This window comes from Soonwooa purpurea (assembly GCF_053891095.1).
The window spans coordinates 15,686-39,547 of the sequence record NZ_JBSSMA010000005.1; the positions used below are offsets into that span (position 1 = coordinate 15,686).

Below are 23,862 nucleotides of genomic sequence, written 5' to 3' on the forward strand. Positions count from 1 at the left end.
TTTTATTTAAGCATAAATTTATTTTCAAAGCATTATCCGTATTTTTGCATTTTAAAATCAAAATATGACATCGTACTTAGAATTTACTTTCAAAATAAAACCTGCTCAACCTTGGAGTGAGATATTAATGGCAGAACTTATCGGCATTGGCTTCGATAGTTTTACGGAAGAGCACGACGGGATTTTGGCTTATATCCAAGAAGATTTATATAACGAAGAAGAATTAAAAACTTTAAACCTTCTTAATTCTCCTAACGTTGAAATTTCTTATGAATATAAGACAATGCCAAATATCAACTGGAACGAAGAATGGGAAAAGAATTTTACGCCCATCAATATTGATGATAAAGTTTTGATTCGCGCAGAGTTTCATGAAAGTCAAAATTTGCCTTACGAAATTATCATTCAGCCCAAAATGTCTTTTGGTACGGGACATCATGCGACAACGCATTTGATGATTCAGCAGATGTATGATATGGACTTCGAGGATAAAAAAGTGCTTGATATGGGTTGCGGAACATCGGTATTAGCGATTTTTGCAAAACAAAGAGGCGCTGGCGATACTTTGGCTATCGATATTGATGAATGGTCGGTAGAAAATTCACACGAAAATGCAGAGCGCAATAATGTTGAGCTAAGAATAGAGTTGGGGACAGCTGATAATCTTGGAAAAGAGAAATTCGATATTATTTTAGCGAATATCAACCGTAATATTTTGATTTCGGATATTCCAACTTATGTAGCAGATCTTAACGATGGTGGCGAATTGTTGTTATCAGGGCTTTGTTTCTTTGATGTTGACGATATTTTGGAGGTTTGTAAAGAGCAAAATTTAACTTTGGAAAAACAAATACAGCGAGAAGAATGGGTAAGTCTTCTTTTGAAAAAATAAAATAGCAACTTTCCCAAATTTGCGTGAGGGCGAAGCGCATTGTTGGAGCTCGTCTATAAGGCACGGCGGCGAGCGAAGCCGATGCCGTGCCTTATAGACAGCGACTGCGCGTAGACCGACCTCCAAAATCCAAAAATCGCGGACGACTTTGTCGTCCGCGATTTTTGGATTTTGGAGGCACGCCCCAATTTATTTCGTTCTAATCCATTTCCAAAGTTCCTTTGCGGTAGCTTTGTTTCCGTACATTAAGATTCCGATTCTATAGATTTTGGCAGCTACAAAAACCATGAAAAGCGTTGAGGCAATCAGTAATGAAATTGATAAAACAATCTGCCAAACAGGAACACCAAAAGGAATTCTTGCTACCATGGCTACTGGTGAAGTGAAGGGAATAATCGATAGCCAAAAACCAAGTGGGCCATCTGGATTATTGAAAATCGTGAAACTTCCGTACATGCCTAACATGAGTGGCATAATGGCAAATAGCGTGAATTGTTGTGTTTCGGTTTCGTTGTCAACAGCTGAGCCAATTGCCGCGTACATGGAACTGTAAAAGATATATCCAAATAAGAAAAACAATATAAATACGACGATGATAAGCCCAAAATTCATATCCAGCAAGGTGTGTGAAACTTGCGCGATAATCTGCTGAACATCCATGTTGTTCATCGTGTCTTCGGCTTGAGCTGGTAAATTGCCTTGCATTGCCGAAAATCCTGTATTAAGGAACAATGCTGAGGTTACGAACATCGCAATCCAAATGATAAACTGCGTTAAAGCAACCAATGTAACGCCGATGATTTTTCCCATCATCAATTCAAAAGGTTTTACCGATGAGATGATAATCTCGACAACGCGGTTGTTTTTTTCTTCCAGAACACTGCGCATCACCCGAACGCCATAAATAATAATGAACATAAATGTTGCATAGACCAAAACCATGCTTAGCCCTGTTTTGATGCCGAAAGCCAAGTCGTTGTCGGGTTTGTTATTTTCGGCGATGTTCTGCGTGGTAATTTTGAAACCAGCGTTGAGGTTTACGATTTGATTTTCTGAAAGGCCCAGTTGTTTAATTTTTTCTTTTTTCAGAATATCACTTAGATCATTGTTAATGGCGTTTTTGGCGTCCATTCCGATTTTTTTGTTTGTCAACAATTTAGTGGTACTTTCCAGCGAATTGTAATTGTTGTCTTTAACTTCTGGGATGATTAAAAGACCGTCGATGCCTTCCATATCTTTCAAAGCGCTTGTTAAAGCTGTTTCCGTAGAAGTCGGAACAAAGGTATAGGTGATGTCTTTAGAAGATTTTAGTTGTTTGTTAAAAATGCCACTTTTGTCAATAACGTTGAAGTGGTATTCGGACTCGTTGGCTTTAAACATAAAAGCAATCAAAGCACCAAATCCAATCATTAAAAGTGGTGCTAAAATTGTTAAAATAATAAAAGATTTTTTCTTAACCTGCGTAAGAAATTCTCTTTTGGTGATGAGTATAATGTTTTTCATTGTATCAGATTTGAAGAGGGAATTAGTTGGACTTCACGGCATTGATAAAGACTTCGTTCATGCTTGGGATTTTTTCATTAAAACTGCGAATGTTCCCAATGCTCATCAATTCTTGAAGCAGATTATTTCTATTGTCCAATTGTTTTAAATCAAAAGATAACAACGAATTTTCTTCTTTAAAATTTTCTAAATTATGCTGAATGCGGAAGTTTTCAAATTGTTCGCTGTTAACATCAGAAAGTGTCACAGCGAAAATGTTTTCTTTAAACTGCTCGCGCACATCAAAGACTTTCCCGTCCAATACTTTTTTAGAATTGTTGATTAATGCAACATAGTCGCACATTTCTTCCACACTTTCCATACGGTGTGTTGATAGGATTATGGTGGTTCCATTTTCTTTAAGTTTCAGGATTTGGTCTTTTATCAAATTGGCATTTACGGGATCAAAACCAGAAAAAGGCTCATCCAGAATTAACAATTTGGGACGGTGCAAAACCGTTACTACAAACTGTATTTTTTGCGCCATACCTTTCGATAATTCGCTTAATTTCTTTTTCCACCATTGGTCGATTTCTAATTGTTGAAACCAATATTTCGCTTGCTCCAATGCATCTTGGCGCGACATGCCTTTTAGTTCTCCAAAATACAAAAGTTGATCACCAACCGTCATATTTTTATAAAGCCCGCGCTCTTCTGGCATGTAGCCAATCGCTTTAATATGTTCGGGGTTTAACAATTGATCGTTGATCCAGACCTGGCCTTCGTCGGGCTGTGTGATCTGATTGATGATACGGATAAAAGAAGTTTTTCCTGCACCATTGGGACCCAGAAGTCCGTAGATACTCGCAGTTGGCACGTTGATGCTGAAATCTTGAAGTGCGATTTTTTTTCCTGCGTTGTAAGTTTTTCGGATATGTTCTGCTTTTAGCATATTTATTTTTTTAGGAGCTTTATCACGCTGTCCGCTGTATCTTTGGTTTGTCGCTCGGACGACTCCGCTACGCTCCGTCGCCTCACTACAATCCCAAAGGATGCCGCTTCCATCGTGGCTAGAGATTGTTTATAACTAGAAATTTTCCTTTTTTTTTGATTGAAAAATTTCCAAGTTTATAATATTAGTATAAAACTTTGTGAATTGTTACAGCTTGTGACGAATTAATTGAAGCTCACATTTGAAAAATAACAATTTCCCCAATTAACAATTAACGACTTTTACAATTAACCTAGCGTATAGTGCTTAAAAAACTTTAGTCTCATAAAAAGCCTTCGTTTCCTCGATTAATACTTCCACTTCTTGCAAAGTAACCGCTTGTAAAAACTGGGTTTTAAACTCTTTAAAATGTGGAATGCCACGGAAATAATTGCTATAATGTTGACGCATTTCCATAAGGCCTGGGCGTTCACCCTTCCATTCTACAGACCATTTGGCATGGTTTTTAACGGCTTCCAGACGTTGCGCAATTGTCGGCTCAGGCAATATTTCTCCCGTTTCGAAATAATGTTTTATTTCATTGAAAATCCAAGGATATCCAATCGCGCCACGACCTATCATAATGCCATCACAATCGAATTTGTTTCGGTATTCCAAAGCTTTTTTTGGAGAGTCAATATCACCGTTTCCAAAGATAGGAATTTCGATATTGGGATTGTTTTTGATTCTAGAAATGTGATGCCAATCCGCTTCGCCTTTGTACATCTGCGCGCGTGTTCTAGCATGGATGGTCAAGGCTTTTATACCTGTTTCTTGTAATCGTTCTGCAACTTCATCGATGTTGATACTTTCTGTATCCCAACCCAATCTCGTCTTTACAGTCACTGGAAGATGCGTGGAGTTTACAACCGCTTTCGTCAGCCGAACCATCAGATCGATGTCTTTAAGGACGCCAGCGCCAGCGCCTTTACAAACAACTTTCTTCACAGGACAGCCAAAATTGATGTCTACCAAATCCGGTTCTACGGTTTCCACAATTCGCGCTGACATTGCCATAGCTTCTTCGTCGCCCCCAAAAATTTGGATACCAACAGGTCTTTCGTAATCGAAAATGTCTAGTTTTTTTCGGCTTTTTATAGCATCTCGAATGAGACCTTCTGAAGAAATAAATTCAGAATACATAAGATCTGCACCATGCATTTTGCATAATCTTCTGAAAGGAGGGTCCGAAACGTCTTCCATTGGCGCTAGTAAAAGCGGAAAATCAGGAAGTTCTATATTGCCAATTTTTATCATGTTGCAAAAATACGCATTTTTAGAATTTGTTGTAAATGACTTTAGACTATAGTTATTGACGCTTTTACAAAATTTGAGAACATTCCAATATACCCCAAAATGGGTATATGATTTAACAAATACTTTTAAGACTTTTGCATCTCTAAAAACATAAATCCAAATATCATTTATTAACTTAAAGTTGGAATAAAAACTAATAACCTAATTTTATCTACAGTTAATCGAATGTCCAGAGGCTGCCTTACGCAGTCTCTTTTTTATATTGACTAATTCAGACTTTAAGGGTTTTTTGTTTGGTTTAGTTTTTCTAAATTTGTTAAAAAGTATTCTATGAAAGTATTACCATCAAATTTCCAAAAAGTCGTGCTGATTTCTTTAAGCATATTCGCTATTTCTTGCGGCAAAAAAGAAGAAAAAGCAGAAACCACAACTTTGATTGAAGAACCACAGGCACCAGTTGAAAAATTAACACCTTTGGAAGAAGGAAAATCTTTGGTGGAAGGTGCGGATTGTCTTGCTTGCCACAAAATCAATGAAAAATTAATTGGGCCTTCTTATGAAGAAGTCGCGGCAAAGTATGAAAATACACCAGAAAATATTGAATTGTTGGCTGATAGAATTATTAAAGGAAGTTCAGGCGTTTGGGGAAATATTCCAATGGCAGCGCACAGTGGACTGAGTCAAGAAAATGCAAAATTGATGGCAGCTTATGTTCTTAGTTTAAAGAAATAAGCATAATGCCTCAAGAAAAATCCAGCCTACATCCTCGTAATCTACATCGTAATTCTTATGATTTCGATGTCTTAATTCGTGAAATTCCAGAACTGAAACACTTTGTTTTTAGAAATAAATATGACAACCTAAGTATTAATTTTAGTTTACCCAAAGCGGTTAAATTGCTTAATAAAGCGTTGTTGAAACATTATTACAGGATAGAAAATTGGAATATTCCAGAGGCTAATCTTTGTCCTCCAATTCCTGGGCGTGCCGACTATGTCCATTATATTGCTGATCTTTTAGCTGAAAGTTTTGGTGACATTCCCCAAGGACATTTGGTGGTTGGAGTGGATGTTGGTGTAGGCGCTAATCTTGTCTATCCTTTGCTCGCAAATCGCTCTTATGGATGGCAGATGTTGGGTTCGGATATTAGTGAAAAATCTTTGAAAAATGCTGAACAGATTTTAGAGTTTAATCCAGATTTAAAAAATTTTATTAAACTAAAACATCAACCCAATTCAGATTTTATTTTTAAAAATATTATTGAACCCAATGACAAAATTGTCTTTACGATGTGCAATCCACCTTTCCACGATTCGCAGGAAGCGGCTGTAAAAGGCAATATCAGAAAAAATAAAAATCTCCGACATGCCAAAATTAAGACTGCTCACTTTAACTTTGGAGGACAAGATTCCGAGCTTTGGTGCGAAGGTGGCGAAATCGAATTTGTTTCAAAAATGATTCATGAAAGTCAAGAATTTTCGAAGCAAGTGTTGTGGTTTACATGTTTGGTTTCCAAAAAAGATAATTTGTCTCAACTTTTAAAATTAATTTCGGAGAAAAAAGCTTTAGAAGTTAAAATTATTGATATGGCACAAGGTCAAAAAATAAGTCGAATTCTGGCTTGGAGTTTCGTACCGTTAGCTGAACATAAAAATTATCAGGTTTAATTTAACTAAATTCTGAAATAATTGGTTGACCATCTGTTTAAAAATCACTAATTTTGCACGTTATTTTTAATAAACAATCATGCAATTATCTGAACAGGAAATTATCCGTCGCCAGAAGTTAGAAGAACTTGGCAAAATGGGGATTAATGCATTCCCAGCAAACGAATACACAATTACTGATACTACAGAATCTATAAAACAGGATTTTGCAGAAGGTAAACAGGTGAAGATTGCAGGTCGATTAATGTCCAGAAGAATCCAAGGGAAAGCTTCTTTTGCAGAATTGCAGGATTCTACAGGCCGTATTCAGGTGTATTTTAACCGCGACGAAATTTGTCCTGGTGATGATAAAGATTTGTACAACGAAGTTTACAAAAAACTTTTAGACATCGGTGATATTATCGGTATCGAAGGCTATTTGTTTAAAACTCAAGTGGGTGAAATGACCGTAAATGTGAAGAATTTTACACTGTTAGCAAAATCACTTCGTCCGCTTCCGTTACCAAAAGTTGATGCTGATGGAAATGTGCACGATGGTTTCAACGATCCAGAAATGCGTTACAGACAACGTTATGCCGATTTGGTTGTGAATTCTCATGTGAAGGAAATTTTTGTGAAAAGAACAAAATTGTTCAATGCGATGCGTAATTTCTTTAACGATGCAGGCTATTTCGAAGTGGAAACGCCAATCTTACAATCCATTCCTGGTGGTGCTGCAGCAAGGCCGTTTATCACACATCACAACGCTTTAGATATTCCATTATATTTAAGAATTGCAAACGAATTGTATCTTAAAAGACTTATTGTAGGTGGTTTTGACGGCGTTTATGAATTCTCTAAAAACTTCAGAAATGAAGGAATGGACAGAACGCACAATCCAGAATTTACAGCAATGGAAATTTACGTTGCCTACAAAGATTACAACTGGATGATGGATTTCACCGAGAGGTTATTAGAATTCTGCGCAACGCAAGTTAATGGAACAACAGAATCTCAGTTTGGCGAACATACGATTAACTGGAAAGCGCCGTATCCAAGAGTTTCGATGACGGAAGCAATTCAGAAATTCACAGGATTTGATATTACAGGAAAAACGGAAGAAGAATTATTCAATTTCGCAAAATCTATTGGAATCGATGTAAATCAAACCATGGGTAAAGGAAAATTAATTGATGAAATTTTCGGTGAAAAATGCGAAGGTAACTTCATTCAGCCGACTTTCATTACAGATTATCCTATAGAAATGTCGCCGCTTACAAAAAAACACAGAAGCCAAGAAGGTCTTACAGAGCGTTTCGAATTAATGGTTTGTGGAAAAGAAATCGCCAACGCCTATTCGGAATTGAACGATCCAATCGACCAAAGAGAGCGTTTTGAAGAGCAAATGAAATTATCTGAAAAAGGTGATGATGAAGCGATGTTCATCGATCAAGATTTCCTAAGAGCTTTGGAATATGGTATGCCGCCAACTTCAGGTTTAGGAATCGGAATGGATCGATTAATTATGTTTTTAACCAACAATCCTTCTATTCAAGAAGTGCTTTTCTTCCCTCAAATGAAACCAGAAAAAGCTATTCCAACTGTAGAATTGGGAGATGATGAAAAATTAATCATGGAAATCTTAAAGTCCGGTGAAACAATGCCTTTGAACGAGGTGAAAGAGCAAACCAAATTCTCTGGAAAAAAATGGGACAAAGCTTCTAAAACTTTAACCAAAAATAATCTGGTAAAAGTGGAAAAAATAGATGAGGTTTTATTAATGAAACTGGCTTAAAATTCCATTCAAAATATAATGTAAAAACGAACTTCGGTTCGTTTTTTTTTGTATAACACGAAACAATGTTTCTTAAAATTACGATTATAAATACATCAGCTTTTATTTTACTTCAAAAATCTAAAACAGCTTAGCGAAAAAAAGTATGAAAACTCGTGTTTAAAAATTTTCGGTTTCTTCAAAAAATCTTAACTTTCCGTTTTAATTTGATCGTATGACAGACTATAGAATAGAAAGTGATTTATTAGGAGAATTACAAGTCCCAGCCAAGGCTTATTATGGTGTGCAAACCCAAAGAGCTATCGAGAATTTTAAAATTTCTGGACAGACTTTATCACAATTTCCTGAGTTTATCAAAGCTTTAGGTTATGTGAAAAAAGGCGCAGCTAGAACCAATTATGAGCTAGGATTGTTAGAGGAAGAATTGTATCAACACATCGTAAAAGCTTGTGACGAAATTATAGCTGGAAAATTCGATGATCAATTTCCAATCGATATGATACAAGGTGGCGCAGGAACTTCTGTTAATATGAACATTAATGAAGTTATTGCCAATCGTGTTTTGGAGATGATGGGGAAAGAGCGTGGCGATTATCAGTTCTGTTCGCCGAACGATCATATTAACTTGTCACAATCTACGAATGATGCCTATCCAACTGCGATTAAAATTGCATTGTATAACATGAATGCTGTTTTGGTAAAAAAATTAATCAAAACCATTGAAGCATTCAGAGCAAAAGGTCACGAGTTCCACGATGTTATCAAAATGGGAAGAACCCAATTGCAGGATGCCGTGCCAATGACTTTAGGACAAGAGTTCGAAGCTTATGCCGCAAATCTTGAAGAAGATATTTCTAAACTAAATAACAATGCACTTCTTTTTGTTGAAATTAATATGGGCGCAACTGCGATTGGCACAGGACTTAATGCGCCACCAATGTATGCGAAACGTTGTGCGCTTAACCTAGCGGAGCTTACAGGAATGCCAATTGTAACGGCGCCTAACTTGGTGGAAGCAACACCCGATACAGGTTCTTACGTGATTTATTCTTCTGCCATGAAACGTTTGGCGGTTAAATTGTCCAAGATTTGTAATGATTTACGTTTATTAGCCTCAGGCCCAAGAGCTGGCTTTTTTGAGATAAATTTGCCACCTATGCAACCAGGTTCGTCTATTATGCCAGGAAAGGTAAATCCCGTAATTCCCGAAGTGGTTAACCAAGTTTGTTATAAAGTCATCGGCAACGATTTGACAGTGACTTTCGCAGCAGAAGCAGGACAGTTACAGCTTAATGTGATGGAGCCTGTACTTTGCCACGCCATTATGGAAAGCAACAATTTTATGAGCAATGCTTTAGATACACTTCGCGAAAAATGTATCATTGGTATTACAGCTAATAAAGAAGTTTGTCTTAATATGGTAAAAAATAGCATCGGAATTGTAACAGCGCTTAACCCTTATATTGGTTACAAAAACTCAACTAAAATAGCTAAAGAAGCTTTAGAAACTGGAAAAAGCGTTTACGATTTGGTATTAGAACATCAGATTTTAACACAAGAAAAATTAGACGCCATTCTTGATCCTGCCGCTATGCTAAAACCTCATAATCTGATATAATGTCGAAACTGAAAAAGCTATTAAAAGCTTCTCAAAATATTATTAAAGAACCAAGTTTACTCAATCATGTTTTAAACGAAAACCTTGTGCGAGAACAAGATCACGGTCAAAAATATCCAAACCTAAAAACACTTCCACAATTGTCCTTTCATGAATTGTTGGGGCAAAATTTAGATTTGGAGGTTGATTTATTTGTCTTAGATGGCGGTTCTTTACCAACGGATATCGCCTTGCTAAAAGCTTTATCGCAAAATAAAAAATCTTATTTCGAGATCGGAACTTGGCGTGGTGAAAGCGTTTGGAATGTTGCAAAACATATCGATGACTGTTATACGCTCAATTTGTCAAAACAGGAAATGCTGGATTTCGGATGGAATCCTAGATATGCAGAATTGCACGGGATTTTGTCCAAAAAAAATCCTAACATCAAACATCTTGAATCCAATACCCAAACTTTTGATTTTAAAGCTTTAAATAAAAAATTTGATCTGGTTTTTATCGATGGCGATCATTCTTATGAAATGGTAAAACACGATACAGAAAAGGTTTTTCAGAATTTGTTGCATGACGAATCTGTGGTGGTTTGGCACGACTATGCTTTCAATCCAGAGAAAGTTCGTTACGAGGTTTTCAAGGCTATTTTGGATGCTGTTCCTTCTGAGCTTCACAAGCATCTCTACCATGTCGAGAATACGATGTGCGCTATTTTTGTGAAAGGCGATTTCAAAACCAAAGTTTTCGAAAGTCCAAAAACGCCAGATAACTTGTTTCAGATTTCAATTAAGCAAAACTCATTTTAAATCAATAGAATTTGAAATTCTTAATCATTATTCCCGCGCACAACGAAGAAGCTTGTGTTTTACAATGTTTGGAGTCTTTGGCTCAGCAAAGTTTTCAAGATTTTCGTTGTGTTGTGGTTAATGATGGCTCTACCGATACTACCCAAAAAATAGTTGAAAACTTCGTTGAAGTCCATTCTAATTTTACGTTAAAAAATCTTGAAAAATCAACGCATCAACCTGGCGCAAAAGTCGTCAGAACTTTTGAAAAAGGCCTGTCAGACGAAGTTCTTTATGATATAGATGTGATTTGTAAATACGACGCCGATATTATTTTTCCACCCGATTATCTTCTCCGAATTAACCAAGGTTTTGAAGCAAATCCTAAACTCGGGATGTTAAGTGGATTGGTCTATATTCAGGATGAAAAAGGAGATTGGATATTCGAGAATTTGTCATCCAAAGATCATGTGCGTGGTCCGATAAAAGCTTATCGCAAGCAATGTTTCCGTGATATGGACGGACTTCGTGCCGTTTTGGGATGGGACAATATCGATGTGATGTTGGCGCAAAAAGAAGGTTGGGAAGTTGCGACGATTAAAGATCTTTGGGTCAAACATTTGCGCCCCACAGCTTATAAATATAAAAAACAAAAAGCCGAAAAGTTGGGAGAATATTTTTATAATATTGGTCTGGATATTCCTTTGGCAATGATTTCTTCGGCAAAATCCGCGATGAAATCCAAAAGTTTCTCAGAGTTTTTTATTACGATGCGCGCTTATTTTAGACAAAATTCTGAACATATTTTGACGCGTGACGAAATGCAATATATTCAAAAATTACGTTGGCAAATGATGTTTAAGAAGTATTTAAAATCCTAAAATCATGCGAAAAATAGCTTACGTCGAGTTGGATACCCACGCAGAAATTGCACATAATTTTTATAATCTTTTTAAAGATTCCAAACTTTTTGAAGTTGATTTTTTTTTGTCAGAAAAAGTTTACAAGATTTTCGATGTCAAATCAGAGAATGTCAAAATTTCAGAACCCAGTATTATCCATAATCAACTTGCCAAAGCGAGTTATGATCTGGTCATTGTTGGAACGGCGCATCGCTATTTCAATACTTTTTTGGCAATAGCTTCTAAATTTCCCATGGCGATTATTTGTCACAATCTTAATTTTTCTAAAGCGAATAAAACGCAGTTGTTACAATCTGTCTTTAAAAAAGATTGGAAGTTTCGCATAAAACTTTTGTTGAAGGAAAGCTTGTTGTCATCACCCTATTTATACAAAAAAAATAAACTTTTGGTACTTGATGAACATTTTAAAAATGAAAAATTTGAATTTCTAAATCTCTTTTATAATCAGTTTAAAACGGAAAAAAATAACACTGATCAATTGTGCATTGTAGTTCCCGGCGCGGCTTCGCAAAAAAGGAGAGATTATCAACATATTTTTTCAAGTCTAAAAAATCTTAATGAACATTCGGTTGCAATTAATTTGGTTCTGCTCGGAAAAGCGAATAAAACTATCAAAAATGAAATTGAAGTTTTAAAACATAATATTCCGAGTCACATTAATATTGTGTATTTCCAGGAAAAAGTTTCGCAAAGCGATTTCGATTTTTGGATGCAAAAAACCGATGTTTTATGGTGCCCAATTCAAAAAGAAACCGAATTTTTGGGCATTCAAGAGTTCTATGGAATTAGCAAAATGACTGGAAATATCGGTGATGCGATAAAATATGGGAAATTTGCAGTTTTTCCGAAATCCTATGTTTCGAATTTAGAATTTATTGTTAACGAAGAAGACAATGTTTGGATACAATTTCAAAAACTTAAACAACAAGATTCTGAGGCATTTTCTGTGTTTTCAAAAGAACATATTTTAGAAAAAGCAGAACAAACATTATTAAATTTAATACCATGAAAAATCTATATACTTTTTTACTTTTATTATTTTGTGTTTCGATAAATGCACAAGTTTTTAAGAAAATTTCCAATTCGAAAATCGATGCAGAACGTTTAGAATTGGCTAAAGAATTTAGTGCTTTATTTTTTGCAAAATGTGAGAAACAGGATTATACTGAGTTTAAAGATTATAAAATGTCAGTAACGCTTGCAAAAAAATTGACAGAAGATAATATTAAAAAAACGTGTGAAAGTACAAGTAGAAGTTCTGGCAAAATTACAATATCTGATTTGAAAACGGTGTACGATTTTAAATATACAAGAATCTACGATCCGATAGATTATTTTGTTTTTAATATTTTGACAGAGAATCCGAATTCTAATTACAAATATGCAATTGTGCCTATTTATCATGATCAGAACATCATTGACGGTGTATATCTTAGCGATAGATTGCCAAGCGAAAAGAAAAAGAAATAGCTTTCGCCAAGACTTAGGAAAGCCATAAAAAAATCCCTAATTTTGTTGTCCGAAATTTGGATACGACATGGATTATTTGAAAGGATTGAATGAGTCACAATACGAGGCAGTTACAACATTACAAGGGCCACTCATGGTTTTGGCGGGCGCAGGTTCTGGTAAAACAAGAGTTCTTACAATGCGTATCGCCCATTTGATAACTAATAATGTCGATCCGTTCAATATTTTAGCATTAACATTTACCAACAAAGCGGCACGCGAAATGAAAGAGCGTATCGCAAAAGTCGTTGGTGAAAGCGATGCAAAATCTCTTTGGATGGGAACTTTTCACTCGGTTTTTGCACGTTTGTTGAGAAGCGAAGCACATTATTTGGGTTTTCCTTCCAACTTTACAATTTACGACACGCAAGACAGCCTTAATGTTCTGAAAAAAGTTCTTAAAGAAATGAACATCGATTCTGATGTTTATAAACCAAAGAAAGTGCAAGGACGTATTTCTCAGTACAAAAATAATTTGATAACAGTTAATGCTTATTTTAATAATCCAGAACTAATCGAAGCTGACGAACGCGCGAACATGAAAGCTATGGGCGAAATCTACCGAAAATATGTAGACACTTGTTTCCGTTCTGGCGCCATGGATTTTGATGATTTGCTATTGAGAACTAACGAATTGTTGACGCGTTTCCCAGAAGTTTTAGCAAAATATCAAGATCGTTTTCGATACATTTTGGTGGATGAGTACCAAGATACCAACCATTCTCAATATTTGATTGTTAAAGCTTTGGCTTCAAAATTTGAAAATATTTGCGTTGTTGGTGACGATGCCCAATCGATTTACTCTTTTCGTGGCGCCAATATTTATAATATCCTTAATTTTAAAAAAGATTATCCGGACGCACACACTGTATCTTTGGAGCAGAATTACCGTTCGACACAAAATATTGTAAACGCGGCTAATGTTGTTATTTCTAAAAACTTACAACAGTTCAAAAAAAATGTATTCAGCGAAAATGAAGAAGGCGAAAAAATAAAAATCTACCGAAGTCTTTCGGATGCGGACGAAGCCAACTTTGTCGCAGCCAATATCTGGGAAATTAGAAATCGTGAGCAAAGAAAATTTGAGGATTTCGCAATTCTATATCGTACCAATTCCCAAACCAGAGCCTTTGAAGATGCGCTGAGAAAGAAAAATATCCCATACCGTGTGTATGGCGGTTTGTCGTTTTATCAAAGGAAAGAGGTTAAAGATTTTATTGCATATCTACGCCTTTTGGTTAACGAAAATGATGCAGAAGCACTTCTTAGAATTATAAATTTTCCAGCACGAGGCATAGGTGATACGACACAAAATAAATTAATTGTTTTTGCGGATCAAAATAATATTTCATTAGCAGAAGTTCTTAATAATATTGGATTTTATTCCCCAAGATTAGGTTTAAATAATGGAGTTCTTAATAAATTAGGAGAGTTTTGGGCGATGATAAAAGCTTTCCAAGTGATGTTGAAACAAGATAATGTTTATAATGTCGCGATGGAGGTTTCCAAACGAAGCGGTCTTATCAAACTTCTTAAAGACGACCAAACGCCAGAAGGTATTTCTCGTGTGGAAAACGTTCAGGAATTACTAAACTCCATGCAAGGATTTTTAGAAGAACAACAACAATTGGAAGATGGAGATCCAAGCTTATCAAATTTCTTAGAAAATATCGCGCTTTCTTCGGATACACAACAGAATAATGACGACGAAGATATGGTGTCGCTGATGACGATTCACCTTTCCAAAGGTTTAGAATTTCCAGTCGTGCATTTGGTTGGTTTAGAAGAAAATCTTTTCCCGAGCTTTATGAGCAGTTCTTCGCGAGAAGAGTTGGAAGAGGAGCGGCGTTTGTTTTACGTGGCTTTAACCAGAGCGGAGAAACAAGCTTTCTTTACCTACGCAGTGTCGCGTTTCCAATGGGGGAAAATTACAGATGCCGAGCCGTCGTGTTTTCTTAGCGAAATCGATTCAGAATATTTAGAATTTATTAATCCAGCTTTGGAACGTCGCACGATCAATCATTCTGGGCTCAATTCTTCCATATTCGATGATGCGCCGCCAGTAGATGGACCTTTCTTCAAAAAGAAAGAAGCGAAAAAAACAATAAGTACGGCACCACAAGAAAAATTGGTTCCTAAAAATCTTAAACCTGTGGCCAGTGCCAAAATTATAAATCCTTCGGGACAATCTTCGCAAGATATAGAAGTTGGAGACCGCGTACGACATGACCGTTTTGGAATTGGAGAAGTTATGTTTTTGGACGGGACAGATCCGCAAAATATCAAAGCCAAAGTCCATTTTGCTAATGAAGGAGAGAAAAATTTAATATTAAAATTCGCAAAACTAACGAAGATTTAATTCTTATATTGCAATATGATTAAAGCTAAAAATATTCATAAATCTTATGGAAATCTAGAAGTGCTTCGTGGTGTTGATATCCATATCAAACCAGGCGAAGTAGTCTCCATTGTTGGAGAATCTGGCGCTGGAAAATCTACACTTCTTCAGATCTTAGGAACATTGGACACGCCAACAACACCTACTAAATTTGGAACATTGTTGGAGCTAAATGGCAATTCGTTTTTGAATATAAAAGATAGAGAATTATCAAAATTTCGAAATCAAAATATAGGATTTGTATTTCAGTTTCACCAATTGCTTCCAGAATTTACAGCTTTAGAAAATGTATTAATTCCTGCAAGAATAGCTAATGCAAATTTGAAAGAAATGACAGAAAAAGCTTTTTCAATTTTTGAAGATCTCAATATCGAAGGACGTATGCACCACAAGCCAAGTCAACTGTCTGGTGGAGAAGCGCAGCGTGTTGCCGTGGCGCGAGCATTGATTAATTCGCCGAAAATCATCTATGCAGATGAGCCAACGGGGAATTTGGATTCCAAAAATGCAGACGACTTACACCAGTTATTTTTTGATTTGAGAGATAAGTACAAACAAACTTTTGTCATTGTAACGCACAATACAATTTTGGCAGAAAGTACCGATAGAAAATTGGTGATGAAGGATGGGTTGATTGTTTAACTAAAACTAAAATCGTGAGTATAAAATTCTTGGCTGAAGATGACCGTCCACGCGAAAAATTTTTACTGAAAGGTAGAAATACATTGTCGGATTCGGAGTTGCTTGCTATTATTATGGGAAGTGGCAACCGTGAGGAATCAGCAGTAGAATTGGCACGACGAATTTTAGAATCTGTTAGTAACAATTGGCATCAGCTAAGTCTTTTGAGCATTCAGGATTTAATGAAGTTCAAAGGGATAGGCGAAGCCAAAGCCATTTCTATTGCGACGGCTTTGGAAATCGGAAATCGAAAAGCTTTGCAAGAAGTTCCCGAGAAAATTCAGATTGGTTCCAGCAAAGATGCTTACAAGGTTTTAAAAGTTTTTTTGTCCGAACTTCGTCATGAGGAATTTTGGGTCTTATTTCTTAATCAGAGTAATAAAATTGTTCATAAAACCTGTTTGTCACAAGGCGGAATTGCCCAAGCCGTCGTGGATGTTAGGATTCTGTTTCGCATGGCATTGGACCATTTTGCCACAGGAATTATTGTGGCACACAACCATCCATCGGGAAGTTTAAAACCAAGTGCTGAGGATATTCGCATTACCAAAGATATTAAAGAAGCAGGGAAATTGCTTAAAATAGAATTATTAGATCATTTGATAGTTTCGCAACAAAGCTATTTTAGTTTTGCGGACGAAAATATGTTGTAAACATGATTAGAAAAGTAAAATATCAAGATATTGATTTTGATAAATATATAAATTGTTTGGATAATTCGGCACAATGTAAAAGCTATGCATATCCGCATTATCTCGATATTGTTGCTGGCAAAGGCAATTGGGAACTTCTTGTAAAAGACGATTACGAAGCCGTTTTGCCAGTGCCATTACAGAAAAAATTCGGGCTTAAATATGTCATTCTGCCAAAGCTCTGTCAGCAATTAGGCGTTTTTTCTAAAGTAGATGATGACAAACTGAATCAACATTTTTTTGAAGTTCTGAATGCCAAATACGCTGTTTGGTATTATGCTTTTAATGATGCTAACCAAATTAATTTAGATTTAAAAAATCGAAATAATTTTCTTATTCCTGTTGGAAATTATGAGGAAATTCGACAAAAATATTCTCCAAAAAGAAAACGTAAACTGCGATTAGACCAAGAAGTTTTAGATAATTCTGAACGGATTTTGGTGAATAATTTTTCGGAGGTTAAAAGTTTTATCCGTAACAATAGTGCTGGAGTAGAAGGTCAAGATTTGGAAGATTTTATCAATGTTTTTGAAGCATTTTTTAACCAAAACTACCTTAAAGTTTTTGGCTTCAAATACCATCATAAATGGATTAACATGATTGCAATGTATGAAGATGATGTCAACGCAATTTTGTTAGGAACCTTTAATGACAAAGCTTTTGTAAAACTTAGTGGGGCTTGCGTCTTGATAGATGATGCGATTAAAAATTATGTTGGAAGCCGTGTTTTTGATTTTGAAGGTAGTGACCTTCCTAATGTTGAAGAGTTTTTCCGCGGATATCGCCCAGAATTGCGACCTTACAAAAGTTTTGAAAACCCCAAGTCCAAAGTTATTTTAAAAGCGACAACAAAAATATTTTCCTAAAGAAGTGTTAAGCTTTTGTAACAACAATTACTTTTATTAAATATTTTAGTAAAAAGAAGCATAATTATTATTAATTTTGCAACCTCATTTAAAATAGAAATGTTCGATTCAGATTATTTACCTTATGCCTTTGCAATCCTTATTGCTGTACCGTTTTTGTTTTTTGCAAGACAGTTTGTATATGGTTTTTTAAATCTTAAAAAGAAGGAGTTACTGCTACTTTCGGGGAAATCGAACAACACTATCAAGCTACAAGCTAACGAAAGAATGACTTTGTTTTTGGAACGCCTCAAGCCTTCTAACTTTGTCATGAAATTCGATAAAGACTTGGCAGTTCATGAGTTTTTATTTTTGGTGGAAAAGACGATTAATGAGGAATTTGAGTACAACTCGTCCCAACAATTGTATATTACCAAAATCTCTTGGAACAACATTGTAACTTCAAAAAATAATGTTATTCAGCTTTTGCATACAACTTATGAAAAGCTAAGTGAAAATTCTTCTTTGGAGGATTTCAAAACCGTATTGCTGATGAACTATGTAAATGCTGAGGATTATATCAGCGATAGTATCGAAGGCTTACGAAACGATGTTAATAAATTAGTTTAAAGATAAATAGTTTTATAAAATTATGATTCCAAATTTTAAATCGCATCCATGGCACGGGATTTCTGCAGGACCGGATGCGCCAAATGTAGTAACGGTTTTTGTAGAAATCGTACCTTCTGATACAATCAAATACGAAGTAGATAAAGTAACAGGTTTTCTTAAAGTTGACCGTCCTCAAAAATTTTCCAACATTATTCCAGCGGTTTATGGTTTTGTACCAAGAACTTATTGCGACGAAGAAGTTAAAAAATTGGCAATCGAAAGAGGTTCGGCCGATGTAGCAGAAGGCGACCACGATCCATTGGATATTTTGGTTCTTAGCTCGCACAATATTCACTCTGGTGGTCTTTTGATGGATGCTATCCCGATCGGAGGATTCAAAATGATTGATAAAGGTGAGGCGGACGACAAAATTATTTCGGTATTGGTTGATGATCAAGTCTATGGACATATTCGTGATATTTCTGAACTTCCCAAAGCTGAAGTTTCAAGACTACAACACTATTTTTTAACTTACAAAAACTTACCTTTCGAACCTGCAAATTGTAGAATCGATGAGATCTACGGAGCGGATCACGCGAAAGAAGTTATTGTAGCTTCTCAAAAAGATTATGCTAAAAACTACGGCGGGTAATAGCTAAGTAGATTTTAAAGATGATATAAAACAGGCGATTTCGTCTGTTTTTTTTTGTTTTAATGAAATTGTTATTTTTATTTTATTATTTAATATTTTTTATATATTTATCAAACCAATCACAATTTTAATATTAAAACAATAAACTATGGATTTATTTTATTTGGTTCCTCTATTTGGAGTAGTCGCCTTATTGTATACTTTTATCCAAAGCAATTGGGTTAGTCGGCAACCTGCAGGAAATGACAGAATGAAAGAAATTAGCGGCTATATCGCTGATGGCGCAATGGCATTTCTTTTTGCTGAATACAAAGTCTTAACTTATTTTGTTATCATCGTCGCATTATTACTTGGTTTCATGGGCTTTTCTAATGCCAGTTCGCATTGGTCAATCGGTTTGTCATTTGTTATCGGAGCCGTGTTGAGTGCTTTGGCAGGATTTATCGGAATGAAAATCGCTACCAAAGCCAATGTCAGAACAGCCGAAGCGGCAAAGACAAGTTTGTCAAAAGCTCTGAAGGTTTCGTTTACAGGAGGCTCTGTTATGGGAATGGGTGTCGCAGGTTTGGCTGTTTTAGGATTAGGGTCTTTGTATCTTATTATTAAACAACTTATTGCGCCTAATGCTTCCGTTGATTCTCAAGAGATGGAACGCGCGATAGAAGTGCTAACAGGTTTTTCTCTCGGTGCCGAATCTATAGCTTTGTTCGCGCGTGTTGGTGGAGGTATCTATACAAAAGCGGCGGATGTTGGAGCTGATCTTGTTGGAAAAGTGGAAGCAGGTATTCCCGAAGATGATCCGCGTAATCCAGCAACTATTGCGGATAATGTGGGTGATAATGTTGGTGACGTTGCTGGTATGGGTGCTGACCTTTTTGGTTCTTATGTTGCAACCGTTTTGGCGACAATGGTTTTGGGAAGAGAAACAATATCTGTTGATCAGTTCGGTGGTTTTGCACCAATTCTTTTACCAATGCTTATTGCTGGGCTAGGGATTATTTTTTCAATTATAGGTACTTTCTTTGTTAAAGTTAGTGATACTGTTGCACTAAGTACAGCAAAAGTGCAAAATGCGCTCAACTTAGGAAACTGGGGAAGTATTGTTATTACCGCGATTGCTTGTTATTTTTTAGTTCAATATATTTTACCTGAAAAAATGCTTCTTCGCGGATTTGAATTTACACGAAATGGTGTTTATGGTGCAATTATCGTTGGTTTAGTAGTAGGTACTTTGATGAGTATCATAACCGAATATTATACCGCGATGGGGAAGCGTCCTGTTAAAAGTATTGTAAGACAATCGAGTACTGGGCATGCAACTAATATAATTGGTGGTATCTCTGTAGGTATGGAATCTACGATGCTTCCAATTCTTGTATTGGCGGGAGGAATCTATGGTTCTTATTTGTGTGCTGGTCTTTACGGTGTTGCGATTGCTGCAGCTGGGATGATGGCAACAACGGGGATGCAACTTGCGATTGATGCATTTGGTCCCATTGCAGATAACGCAGGTGGTATTGCGGAGATGAGTGAACTTCCGAGTGAGGTTCGAGAAAAAACAGACATTTTGGATGCTGTTGGTAATACGACTGCAGCGACTGGGAAAGGTTTTGCAATTGCTTCAGCAGCTTTAACGGCTTTGGCTTTGTTTGCTGCTTTTGTTGGTATTGCAGGAATCGATGGGATTGATATTTATCGAGCAGATGTTTTAGCAGGTTTGTTTATTGGTGCCATGATTCCGTTTATATTTTCATCTTTGGCCATCACGGCTGTGGGAAAAGCAGCAATGGCAATGGTAGAGGAAGTACGAAGACAATTTCGAGAGATTCCAGGTATTTTGGAAGGTAAAGCAAAACCCGAATATGAAAAATGTGTAGCCATTTCTACAGATGCTTCGATTCGTAAAATGATGCCGCCTGGCGCTATTGCTATTTTGTCGCCATTAATTATTGGTTTTAGCTTTGGTCCTGAAGTTTTAGGTGGTTTTCTAGCTGGCGCTACGGTGAGTGGCGTACTTTTGGGAATGTTCCAAAATAATGCTGGAGGCGCTTGGGATAATGCAAAAAAGTCCTTTGAAAAAGGTGTGGAAGTTAATGGAGAAATACATTATAAAGGTTCAGATTTGCATAAAGCTTCGGTGACGGGCGATACAGTTGGCGATCCTTTCAAAGACACATCTGGTCCATCTATGAATATTTTAATTAAACTCATGTCGATTGTTTCTCTTGTTATAGCACCTTCGTTGGCAACGATGTACCACGATCAAATTATTGAAGAACGTTTAGAAAAAATAGAACATCTTAATGCAAAAATAATGTTGGGATCTAATCATTCAACTATAGCGGAAGAGTCTATAATTGTTGGAAATCTTACTCCTGATGGTGATTTTGTTTATGAACTTGGTGATCTTGAAAAAGTAAAATTAAATTCGGGAGAAGAAATTAACTTAGGAAACAAAAGTCAACTTTGGAACATGTATCAAGGTGTAAAAAAGAAGGAGGAAAGTTTACTTGATGATAAGCGTTGGTTTACGATTGAAAATTTATATTTCGAATCAGGGAAAAGTAATTTAAAATCTGGTTCGGAACTTCAATTGAATAATCTAATTGCAATTATGAAAGATGTTCCAAGTATTAAAGTTAAACTTGGTGGTTACACAGACAACACAGGGAATCCAGAATCCAATAAAACGTTGTCTTTGGAACGTGCGAACGCCGCAAAACAAAAAATGCTAGATGCAGGAATTGCAACAGATAGAGTAGAAACGGAAGGTTACGGCTCCGAATTTCCAATTTGTCCAACCAATGACACTGCAGAATGTAAAGCCAAGAATAGAAGAATTGATGTCCGAGTGACAACATTATAGTAAGTAGTTTTGGAATGAGAAAGTCGGCCACTGCTGGCTTTCTTTATTTCTACTAAAACTCGGATAAAGATTTTAAAATTCAAATTTATTCCTTATTTTTGAGCAATGGAAAATTTCGTTGTTTCTGCTAGAAAATACCGTCCACAAGAGTTTGACACAGTTGTTGGTCAATCGCATATCACAGATACCCTTGAGCACGCTATTGAAGAAAATCAATTGGCGCAAGCATTGTTGTTTTGTGGACCGCGTGGTGTTGGTAAAACGACCTGCGCAAGAATTCTGGCAAGAAAAATTAACGAAAAATCTGGCGCTAATGATGATGATGGCTTTGCACTTAATATTTATGAGTTAGATGCTGCTTCCAATAACTCGGTTGATGATATTCGAGATTTAACCGATCAAGTAAGGTTTGCACCACAAGTTGGGAAATATAAGGTTTACATCATCGATGAGGTTCACATGTTGTCAACCGCGGCTTTCAACGCTTTTCTTAAAACTTTGGAAGAACCCCCTGCTCATGCGATTTTCATTTTAGCAACAACAGAGAAACATAAGATTATCCCGACCATTTTGTCGCGTTGTCAGATTTATGATTTCAAAAGAATTACGATAGAGGATATCCAAGATCATCTTAGGAAAATTGCTGACAAAGAAGGCATTGCTTACGAAGATGATGCGCTGTATATGGTTGCTCAAAAAGCCGATGGCGCCTTGCGTGATGCCTTATCGATTTTTGATAGATTGTCAACTTTTTCTCAGAAAAATATCACTTTAGAGAAAGCTGCTGAAGTTCTTAATATTTTAGATTACGATCAATATCTTAATATCGTAGATTTTGCGAAAGACAATAAAATTCCAGAAGTATTAACCGCTTTTGATACAATTGTTAAAAAAGGTTTTGATCCACATGTTTTCATTGCTGGATTAGGAAGTCATTTTCGGGATTTGATGATGTCACAAAATCCTCAAACTTTAGCATTAATTGAAGTTGGAGAAAAGACGAAACAAAAATTCTTCGATCAAAGTCAAAAATGGTCAGCCCAACAGTTAATAGATGCAATTGAGATTTGTAATTTCGCAGATATCAATTACAAAAATTCCAAAAATCCACGTTTGACAGTTGAGATTGCATTGATGCAACTTTCTAGTCTTACAGCAGGATTAGAAGCTAAAAAAAAAAGTTCTTAATATTAGCACCTCTTCTACAAGCTAATTTAAAAACATCTCCCAATTCCAATGCGCCAGTTCCTCAAAATAAAAGCGAGGTTGAGGTAAAAAAATCGGTACCAAATTTTCCAGAAGCACCACCAAAAGTTGAGAAATCAGCAAAGCCTTTGGCGCAACAAGCGCGATCGTCAGAATTTAGTATCAATGCTTTTCTAAATAAAAAAGAAGAATCGACTGAACTTTTTGCCCCTATTGAAGAGGATTTACCAAATGAGCATTTTTCACAAGCTGATTTAGAACGCGAATGGAAAGGTTTTTTGTTGAAATTGTCAAAGTTGGATTCAGTGGCTTATAATGCAATAAACAATTTTAAACTTACCAAAATCAACGAATCACAAATCGAAGTTTTGTATTCTTCTTCGACAGCAAAAGCTGAATTTGACAAAGTTGCGGGAGAATTTGTTAATCATTTCAAACACAAAATTAAAAACTTCTCGATTCGCTTGAGTTTTAAAGAAGACAAAAGCATCGTTCAAGAAGTGATGACCAAGAAAAAACTTTTCGAAAAATTCTCTGAGATTAATCCTGTACTTAAAGATCTTAATGATTTGATGCGGTTTGATTTGTCTTAATCCTAAGATTTTTAATTTTTTGCCTTTGAAAAAAATAATAATATTTTGTTGTAATTTGTCATAAAGTCATATATTTGTTCTGTATTTCTACCGAATTGTAGAAAAATTATTAATCAAACTAGCTGAAAAGCCTTTGTCAAAAGGACTTATTAATGGAAGCGATAAAATTTCCATATTTCTTTACTTTAGTATCTGCCTTTATTTTTGGTGGATTGTTTAGCTATTTTGGAACTTATTATAGAAATTTTAAAAGTTATTACCGATATTATTGGTATAGCTAACTAAATTTCTTTTTCAAAAAATAAACGGAATATTCATGTTCCGTGTCACATTTAAGATTTTTTTAAACAACATTTTTTGCTAAAGAATTATAAATTTTGATTTATAACAGATAGACTATTGTATTATTACTCATAAAAAGGAAC

At 35.9% G+C, this 23,862-nt stretch carries 21 protein-coding genes; 18 read left to right on the forward strand and 3 right to left on the reverse strand.

The genetic code is table 11. From position 1 onward, the window contains the following. The first annotated feature begins 64 nt into the window (after positions 1-64). Positions 65-892 carry a 50S ribosomal protein L11 methyltransferase gene (gene prmA, locus ACVFVN_RS05940; protein WP_456234605.1) on the forward strand — a complete coding sequence of 276 codons (828 nt, stop codon included), beginning with the start codon at positions 65-67 and terminating at the stop codon, positions 890-892. A gap of 189 nt (positions 893-1,081) precedes the next feature. Here prmA and ACVFVN_RS05945 read toward each other — a convergent pair whose 3' ends face one another. The 3 genes from ACVFVN_RS05945 to dusB all read right to left on the reverse strand — a co-directional run bounded on the left by ACVFVN_RS05945 (position 1,082) and on the right by dusB (position 4,622). Beyond that, the gene (locus tag ACVFVN_RS05945; protein WP_456234606.1) at positions 1,082-2,395 is read right to left on the reverse strand and encodes an ABC transporter permease; all 1,314 of its coding nucleotides are present in this window, start codon (positions 2,393-2,395) and stop codon (positions 1,082-1,084) included. Between the two features lie 22 nt (positions 2,396-2,417). After that, positions 2,418-3,326: an ABC transporter ATP-binding protein gene (locus ACVFVN_RS05950; protein WP_165137039.1), complete on the reverse strand. Its 909-nt coding sequence runs from the start codon at positions 3,324-3,326 to the stop codon at positions 2,418-2,420. Between the two features lie 306 nt (positions 3,327-3,632). Further along, positions 3,633-4,622 (reverse strand): tRNA dihydrouridine synthase DusB, encoded by a 990-nt coding sequence (gene dusB, locus ACVFVN_RS05955; RefSeq protein WP_456234607.1) that lies wholly within the window; start codon positions 4,620-4,622, stop codon positions 3,633-3,635. A gap of 330 nt (positions 4,623-4,952) precedes the next feature. Between dusB and ACVFVN_RS05960 the strand changes: the two genes are divergently transcribed. The 17 genes from ACVFVN_RS05960 to ACVFVN_RS06040 all read left to right on the forward strand — a co-directional run bounded on the left by ACVFVN_RS05960 (position 4,953) and on the right by ACVFVN_RS06040 (position 23,437). Further along, on the forward strand, positions 4,953-5,354 hold the full coding sequence (locus ACVFVN_RS05960) for a c-type cytochrome (RefSeq protein WP_165137045.1): 402 nt from the start codon (positions 4,953-4,955) through the stop codon (positions 5,352-5,354). Positions 5,355-5,359: 5 nt separating this feature from the next. Then, positions 5,360-6,289 carry a 23S rRNA (adenine(1618)-N(6))-methyltransferase RlmF gene (gene rlmF, locus ACVFVN_RS05965; protein WP_456234608.1) on the forward strand — a complete coding sequence of 310 codons (930 nt, stop codon included), beginning with the start codon at positions 5,360-5,362 and terminating at the stop codon, positions 6,287-6,289. Between the two features lie 79 nt (positions 6,290-6,368). Continuing rightward, positions 6,369-8,063 carry a lysine--tRNA ligase gene (gene lysS, locus ACVFVN_RS05970; protein ID WP_456234609.1) on the forward strand — a complete coding sequence of 565 codons (1,695 nt, stop codon included), beginning with the start codon at positions 6,369-6,371 and terminating at the stop codon, positions 8,061-8,063. A gap of 214 nt (positions 8,064-8,277) precedes the next feature. Continuing rightward, positions 8,278-9,681 carry an aspartate ammonia-lyase gene (gene aspA, locus ACVFVN_RS05975; RefSeq protein WP_165137054.1) on the forward strand — a complete coding sequence of 468 codons (1,404 nt, stop codon included), beginning with the start codon at positions 8,278-8,280 and terminating at the stop codon, positions 9,679-9,681. After that, positions 9,681-10,481 (forward strand): class I SAM-dependent methyltransferase, encoded by an 801-nt coding sequence (locus ACVFVN_RS05980; RefSeq protein ID WP_456234610.1) that lies wholly within the window; start codon positions 9,681-9,683, stop codon positions 10,479-10,481. The genes aspA and ACVFVN_RS05980 overlap by 1 nt, the downstream gene beginning before the upstream one ends. Positions 10,482-10,492: 11 nt before the next feature. Next, on the forward strand, positions 10,493-11,341 hold the full coding sequence (locus ACVFVN_RS05985) for a glycosyltransferase (RefSeq protein ID WP_165137060.1): 849 nt from the start codon (positions 10,493-10,495) through the stop codon (positions 11,339-11,341). Between the two features lie 4 nt (positions 11,342-11,345). Further along, the gene (locus ACVFVN_RS05990; RefSeq protein WP_456234611.1) at positions 11,346-12,392 is read left to right on the forward strand and encodes a hypothetical protein; all 1,047 of its coding nucleotides are present in this window, start codon (positions 11,346-11,348) and stop codon (positions 12,390-12,392) included. Beyond that, positions 12,389-12,853, forward strand: a complete 465-nt coding sequence (locus ACVFVN_RS05995; protein WP_456234612.1) for a hypothetical protein — start codon at positions 12,389-12,391, stop codon at positions 12,851-12,853. Before ACVFVN_RS05990 ends, ACVFVN_RS05995 begins: the two co-directional genes overlap by 4 nt. A 67-nt stretch (positions 12,854-12,920) precedes the next feature. Next, positions 12,921-15,251 carry an ATP-dependent helicase gene (locus ACVFVN_RS06000; protein ID WP_456234613.1) on the forward strand — a complete coding sequence of 777 codons (2,331 nt, stop codon included), beginning with the start codon at positions 12,921-12,923 and terminating at the stop codon, positions 15,249-15,251. A gap of 15 nt (positions 15,252-15,266) precedes the next feature. Next, positions 15,267-15,932 carry an ABC transporter ATP-binding protein gene (locus ACVFVN_RS06005; protein ID WP_456234614.1) on the forward strand — a complete coding sequence of 222 codons (666 nt, stop codon included), beginning with the start codon at positions 15,267-15,269 and terminating at the stop codon, positions 15,930-15,932. Positions 15,933-15,946: 14 nt separating this feature from the next. Next, positions 15,947-16,624, forward strand: a complete 678-nt coding sequence (gene radC, locus ACVFVN_RS06010; protein WP_456234615.1) for a RadC family protein — start codon at positions 15,947-15,949, stop codon at positions 16,622-16,624. 2 nt (positions 16,625-16,626) lie between these two features. Continuing rightward, complete coding sequence (locus ACVFVN_RS06015; protein WP_165137078.1) at positions 16,627-17,529, forward strand: hypothetical protein; 903 nt, start codon at positions 16,627-16,629, stop codon at positions 17,527-17,529. Between the two features lie 99 nt (positions 17,530-17,628). Beyond that, the gene (locus ACVFVN_RS06020) at positions 17,629-18,138 is read left to right on the forward strand and encodes a DUF7935 family protein (RefSeq protein WP_456234616.1); all 510 of its coding nucleotides are present in this window, start codon (positions 17,629-17,631) and stop codon (positions 18,136-18,138) included. 22 nt (positions 18,139-18,160) lie between these two features. Then, entirely contained in the window at positions 18,161-18,772 is a 612-nt protein-coding gene (locus ACVFVN_RS06025) for an inorganic pyrophosphatase (RefSeq protein WP_456234617.1), read from the forward strand. 148 nt (positions 18,773-18,920) lie between these two features. After that, a complete protein-coding gene (locus ACVFVN_RS06030) occupies positions 18,921-21,638 on the forward strand; it encodes a sodium-translocating pyrophosphatase (RefSeq protein WP_456234618.1) in 2,718 nt (905 codons plus the stop codon). 105 nt (positions 21,639-21,743) lie between these two features. Next, complete coding sequence (gene dnaX, locus ACVFVN_RS06035; protein WP_165137105.1) at positions 21,744-22,826, forward strand: DNA polymerase III subunit gamma/tau; 1,083 nt, start codon at positions 21,744-21,746, stop codon at positions 22,824-22,826. A gap of 146 nt (positions 22,827-22,972) precedes the next feature. Next, entirely contained in the window at positions 22,973-23,437 is a 465-nt protein-coding gene (locus ACVFVN_RS06040) for a hypothetical protein (RefSeq protein WP_165137108.1), read from the forward strand. Positions 23,438-23,862 lie beyond the last annotated feature (425 nt).